Below are 5132 nucleotides of genomic sequence, written 5' to 3' on the forward strand. Positions count from 1 at the left end.
CTGTCTCCCAGGGGGCGGCCGCCGTGTTCGACTACGTCAACGACCAGGGAGGGGTGAACGGGCGGCGGATCGACTACCGGCCCGAGGACGACGCCTACGACCCGGCCCAGACGATCGACGTGACCCGGGAGCTGGTGATCGAGGACGAGATCTTCGCGATGGTCGGCGGTCTGGGGACCCCGACGCACACCGGTGTCCTGGACTACCTGAACGACGAGGGCGTCCCCGACGTGTTCCCGTCCTCTGGCGCCCTGGCCTGGAACAACCCGGAGGAGCACCCGCTCACCTACGGGTGGCAGACGGACTACACGAAGGAGGCGAAGATCCAGGGCGAGTACATCGCCGAGAACTTCCCCGGGCAGAGCGTCGGCTACCTGTACCAGAACGACGACATCGGCGTCGACGCCCAGGCCGGGCTCGACCAGTACCTCAGCGAGGAGGTCGTGGCGCGGGAGCACTACGAGACGGAGGTCACCGACCTCGGAGCGCAGATCGCCGAACTGGAGCGCTCCGGCGCCGAGGTGGTCGTGTGCTCGTGCATCCCGGCGTTCGTCGCGCTGGCGCTGCTGGAGTCGGCGAGCATCGGCTACGAGCCGCAGTGNNNNCCCTCCAGGGGCTCCTCGCCCGGTTCACGGAGGGCGGCGACGCCGAGGAGGTGCCCGCGGACGCCTTCCTGGACGGGCTGCTCATCACCAGCTACCTGCCCAGGGTGGAGGACACCGAGGACGAGTGGTCCCAGTTCTTCATCGAGGTGCACGAGGAGTACGGGGACGGCGCTCCGCTGACCAACACGCACCTGTTCGGGATGACCCAGGCGGTGATGTTCGCGCAGGTCCTGAAGTCGGCGGGAGAGGACCTCACCCGCCAGTCGCTCATCGACGCGCTGGAGACGCAGGAGTGGCGCGGACCCGGGCTCGTCCCGTTCAGCTCGTCCGGCGACGACCACGGCGGCCACCAGGGCGTGTACGTCACCCAGTACTCGGAGGGTGACGAGATCGAGCTGGTCCAGGGGGCGCGGGTGACCGACCGCTCCGGTGGGTCCGTCGAGGAGATCGACTTCGAGCGGCTCTCGCCCGAGGAACTCGACTTCCACGACTGACGCGCCCACCTGAACCCGGTCCGAAGCGAAGCGGAGGACCAGGAAGACACGGCGGCCCGGGAACCTTCCCGGGTCGCCGCCGTCCGTCCTAGGCCAGGTCGCGGACGAGGCCGACCGCGGCGTCGGTGTACTGGACGGGCACCGAGCCCGTCTCCAGGACGGAACCGTCGTCGAGAACGCGTTGGGTGAGGAAGTATCGGCCAAGGACCCGGGTGCGTGTGGTGCGGGTGTACACCGCGGGTTCGCCGTAGAGGTCGAGCCTGGTACCGGGGACGTCGGCCCGTCGGAGGGCGGCGTACAGCTGCTTGAGCGCCTCGTCCCGGCGAACGGCCAGCGCGCCGTACGTCGTCACGGCGCGGATGCCCGCGTCCGGTCCGGCCGGTACGCGTGTCCACCGGCGTCGGCCCTCTTCCGGGGCGGTCCCTTCCGCGTCGGTGCGTGTACTGGTCATGCTGAGAGGTTCGCACCTGCGACGACGCGAGGGAAGGGAGGATACAAAGAGATCACGCTCTGGGCAGTTCCATACACATCAGTACCGAATTCTTGACAGGGTCGGTACATGGTGGACCGACTGAAGCCCGCGTGGGTCGAGTTTGGCAAGCACGTCCGTCGTCTCCGCACCCAGGCGAACTTGTCCCTCGACCGCCTCGCCCGGCTGACGACGTACTCGGCCACCTACCACAGCAAGATCGAGCGCGCGGTTCGGGCACCCAATGTCGGAATTGTCGAGGCCCTGGACCGGGAACTCGGTACAAGGGGCGCTCTGCTCAGGATGTGGCGGGACGTCGAGCGCTCGGAAAGCGGGTCCTGGTACGAACAGCCGGACGAGTATGAGAAGGAAGCGACTGAGATAAGGTTCTTCCATCCCTTTGTCCTCCCCGGCTTCCTCCAGACCGAGAGCTACTCGCGGATCATCACGTCCCACTCCGTTCCGAACATCGACAGGGAGAGCCTGGAGAAGACCGTCGACATGCGTAAGGCATGGCGGCGGCTCCTGCGGGAGAACGAGGAACTCAGGCTGAGCGTCGTCATCCCGGAGTTCGTCCTCACCCGTCTGGTGGGCGGTGCCGAGACGATGCGGGAACAACTGGAGAGACTGGTCCAGGAGTCGCAGACCGAGGGGCTCACCCTCCAGGTCCTTCCGGAGGGGATCAGCGACTTCGCGTGGACCGTGGGGGCCTTCTGGCTGGTATACATTGAGGACCAAAGTCCCATTGTGTGTACCGAACACTGTATCGGCGGACACATGACGAGCGAGGCCAGGTACGTGCGGAAACTGGAGTCCGCGTACAACAGGCTACAGGTATGGGCACTTTCTCCGAACGACTCGTTGCACAAGATCAAGGCACTGAGGGACCTACTGTGAACGAATGGCACAAATCCTCTTACAGCGCGACCGATGTTCGATGCGTTGAGGTCAGGGAGATGTCGGACGCCGTCCTCATGCGTGACACGCAGAACCGGGAACTCGGTCACCTGAGCTTCACCCTCCCCGAGTGGGGTTCCTTCCTCGGGGACCTCAAGGCCGGCTCCGCCGGATAGCGGGGACCCCCGACAGCGGCAGGGGGCGGCGGACCGCGCGGCGCGGCCCGCCGCCCCCTTCGGGCGGGGTGGGGTCAGGAACCGTGCGGGCAGGAGTCCCGGTAGTCCGAGAAGTCCGTGCCCCAGCCGGTCCTGGGCGGCGGGCACAGGAACTGCTCGTACCGCAGGTCGTCGTCGACGAACCGCTTCAGCCAGGAGATGCTGAACCGGGCGATCGTCGTGTCGGAGAAGTTCGGCGCGAAGTGGCTCGCGCCGCGCAGCTCCAGGTAGGCCGAGTCCAGGTTCGGGTCCAGGCTCTCGTAGAACGGGATGGAGTGCGACCAGACCGGCGCGACCGTGTCGTTCTCCGCGCCGATGACCAGCGTCGGCACCTCCACGTCCGACCAGTCCTTCTGGGTGTGCCAGGGCGTGAGCGGGATCGCCGCCCGGAGCTCCGGGCGGTCCTCCGCGACGGCCAGTGAGCCGCCGCCGCCCATCGAGTGGCCCATCACGGCCAGGCGGTCCTCGTCCACCCGGTCCGCGACGTCGCTGTCGTCCACCAGGTAGTCCAGCGCGGCGTCGAGCTGGCGTCCCCGGCTGTTGGGCTGGTCGTACCGGGTGTTGGTGTCGATGGTGAACACCACGAAGCCCTGCGAGGCGATCCGGTGCCCGTACCAGGACATCGACGACTGGCTCGCCGTGTACCCGGGAGCGATCACCACACCGCCGAAGGTGCCCTCGCTGGTGTCGGTGGGGTAGTAGATCGTGCCGCCGCCGAAGCCCCACACCAGGGACGACACGGAGGTCGTGTCGGTGTCGAAGGGGCCGCGCACGGCGGTGACGCTCTGCTCCGTGGGGTCTGGGCCACGCTCGTAGGGGTTGTCGGCCGCGTGGGCGGGGGCGGCCAGCCCGCCGGCCGCGCCCAGGGTCAGAGCCACGGCCAGGGCCGCCCTCGCGGTGACGCGGCTCGCCCAGGAGCGCGCGGCGCCGGCGGTGTTCGTGTCGGGTGGGGCGGGGGGATTCTTCGTTCGCACGTCGTTGTCCTTTTCGTGCAGCGGGAAACGCGGACCGAGGTCGCGTTCCAGGGGGATTCGTCCGTTGCCGAAAACGGTCGCGCCGTCCGTGTTCGGGGTTCTCCCGGAGGTTCACGTGGAATATCGGATTCCGCTTTCCGGGAACTGTCGGGGGTGGCGGTCGGGCTTCTCCTCTCTGTGTGTCTTGTTTCACTATGGTGTCGTTTCGGTGAAATGGAATCCGTGTGATCACCAGTGGTTCCGACCGACCAGTTCAGCCGCTGTGCCCGCCGCGGAGGACGCCGCCGTGCCCGGCCCCGCCGCGCTCAGTCCCGTTGACGCGGACCCCGCCACCAGGACAGGAGGCGGTCGAGCAGGTCCGGTTCGCGATGACCCTCGTCCGGCTCCGGGCGGGGCTGGGGGAGACGGGGTCCACACTGCGGTTCCGTGGTCTCAGGGGCGGTCCGGCGCGAGGGTTCACCGGGGACGAAGGCGACGGGCAGCTCCCGCAGACCCCGGACGAACACCGAGGGGACCGCGCGCAGTTCCTCGGGCGGGACGGCCAGGTGCAGCCCGGTGAGCCGTTCGTTGAGCGTGCGGACGGCGACGGCCGTGATCATCCGCGCCAGCTCCCGGGCCGGGCAGGCGTGCGGGCCCGCCCCGAACATCAGGTGCGCGCGGTTGCCGCTGACCACCCCCGCGGTTCCGTGCCGCGGGTCGGGCCGGACCGCGGGGTCGCGGTGGGCGGGGGCGAAGCCGATCAGCAGGGCGTCGCCCGCCCGCACGTCGGCGTCCCCGATCCGCACGTCGTGCAGGGCGAACCGGGCGGCGATCAGCTGGAACGGCATGTCCGTCCACATCACGTGGTCGAGGAGGTCCTGGACCGACACGCACGCGTCGGCCTGGGCCTGCCGAAGTCCCGGGTTGGTGAGCAGAGTGCGCATGGTGTTGCCGATGAGGTGCGTGGTGGGTTGGTGGCTGGCGTTGTTGATCAGCGCGGCCTGGTGGGCGACCTCGTGGTCACTGAGCCCCGACGGGTGCGCCAGCATCCACGACACGAGGTCCTCACCCGGGCGCTCCCGCTTGCGCACCACCAGGCCGGCGAAGTACTGCTGGATCCGCGACACCGCGTCCGCGCCCCGCTTGGCGTCCTCTCCGAAGACGATCGAGGTCAGGTCGCCGAGCATGTGGCCGTAGCTGTCGGACAGCCCGTACAGGCGGTTGACCACCAGGACCGGCAGCGGAGCGGCGAGCTCCGCGATGAGGTCGGCCCGGCCCCGTGCGACGAACGCGTCCACCAGGTCGTCGGCGATGCGCCGGACCACCCGCTCGGTCGTGGCCAGGTCCACCCTGGACAGGGCGTCCACGATGGGGGCGCGCAGCCGGGTGTGGGCGGCGCCGTCGGTGTACAGGGCGTTGGGGCGCCAGGAGAGGGTGGGGCGGGAGGTGGCCAGGTCGACGCGGCCCTCGACCACCTCGCGCCAGCGGCGGGGGGCCCC

At 69.1% G+C, this 5132-nt stretch carries 5 protein-coding genes and 1 pseudogene; 3 read left to right on the forward strand and 3 right to left on the reverse strand.

Annotated elements, in window-relative coordinates:
• A pseudogene (locus D471_RS36935) lies at positions 1-1099 on the forward strand (ABC transporter substrate-binding protein); the annotation flags it as partial.
• Positions 1100-1187: 88 nt separating this feature from the next.
• Here D471_RS36935 and D471_RS0129950 read toward each other — a convergent pair.
• Positions 1188-1550: a hypothetical protein gene (locus D471_RS0129950; protein ID WP_017602023.1), complete on the reverse strand. Its 363-nt coding sequence runs from the start codon at positions 1548-1550 to the stop codon at positions 1188-1190.
• 108 nt (positions 1551-1658) lie between these two features.
• Between D471_RS0129950 and D471_RS0129955 the strand changes: the two genes are divergently transcribed.
• Both D471_RS0129955 and D471_RS0129960 read left to right on the forward strand, forming a co-directional pair.
• The gene (locus D471_RS0129955) at positions 1659-2465 is read left to right on the forward strand and encodes a helix-turn-helix domain-containing protein (protein ID WP_017602024.1); all 807 of its coding nucleotides are present in this window, start codon (positions 1659-1661) and stop codon (positions 2463-2465) included.
• A complete protein-coding gene (locus tag D471_RS0129960; protein ID WP_086003059.1) occupies positions 2405-2641 on the forward strand; it encodes a DUF397 domain-containing protein in 237 nt (78 codons plus the stop codon). Before D471_RS0129955 ends, D471_RS0129960 begins: the two co-directional genes overlap by 61 nt.
• Positions 2642-2715: 74 nt before the next feature.
• Here the strand turns inward: D471_RS0129960 and D471_RS0129965 are convergent, their stop codons facing one another.
• Both D471_RS0129965 and D471_RS0129970 read right to left on the reverse strand, forming a co-directional pair.
• Positions 2716-3654: a poly(ethylene terephthalate) hydrolase family protein gene (locus D471_RS0129965; RefSeq protein ID WP_017602026.1), complete on the reverse strand. Its 939-nt coding sequence runs from the start codon at positions 3652-3654 to the stop codon at positions 2716-2718.
• A gap of 305 nt (positions 3655-3959) precedes the next feature.
• On the reverse strand, positions 3960-5132 hold a 1173-nt coding region (locus D471_RS0129970), incomplete at its 5' end, for a cytochrome P450 family protein (protein ID WP_017602027.1).

The organism is Nocardiopsis lucentensis DSM 44048, from assembly GCF_000341125.1.
Lineage (GTDB): Bacteria > Actinomycetota > Actinomycetes > Streptosporangiales > Streptosporangiaceae > Nocardiopsis > Nocardiopsis lucentensis.

Coding starts and splice junctions, on each gene's coding strand:
- D471_RS0129955 (WP_017602024.1), top strand. CDS start 1,659: ATGGTGGACCGACTGAAGCCCGCGTGGGTCGAGTTTGGCAAGCACGTC.
- D471_RS0129950 (WP_017602023.1), bottom strand. CDS start 1,550: ATGACCAGTACACGCACCGACGCGGAAGGGACCGCCCCGGAAGAGGGC.
- D471_RS0129960 (WP_086003059.1), top strand. CDS start 2,405: ATGGGCACTTTCTCCGAACGACTCGTTGCACAAGATCAAGGCACTGAG.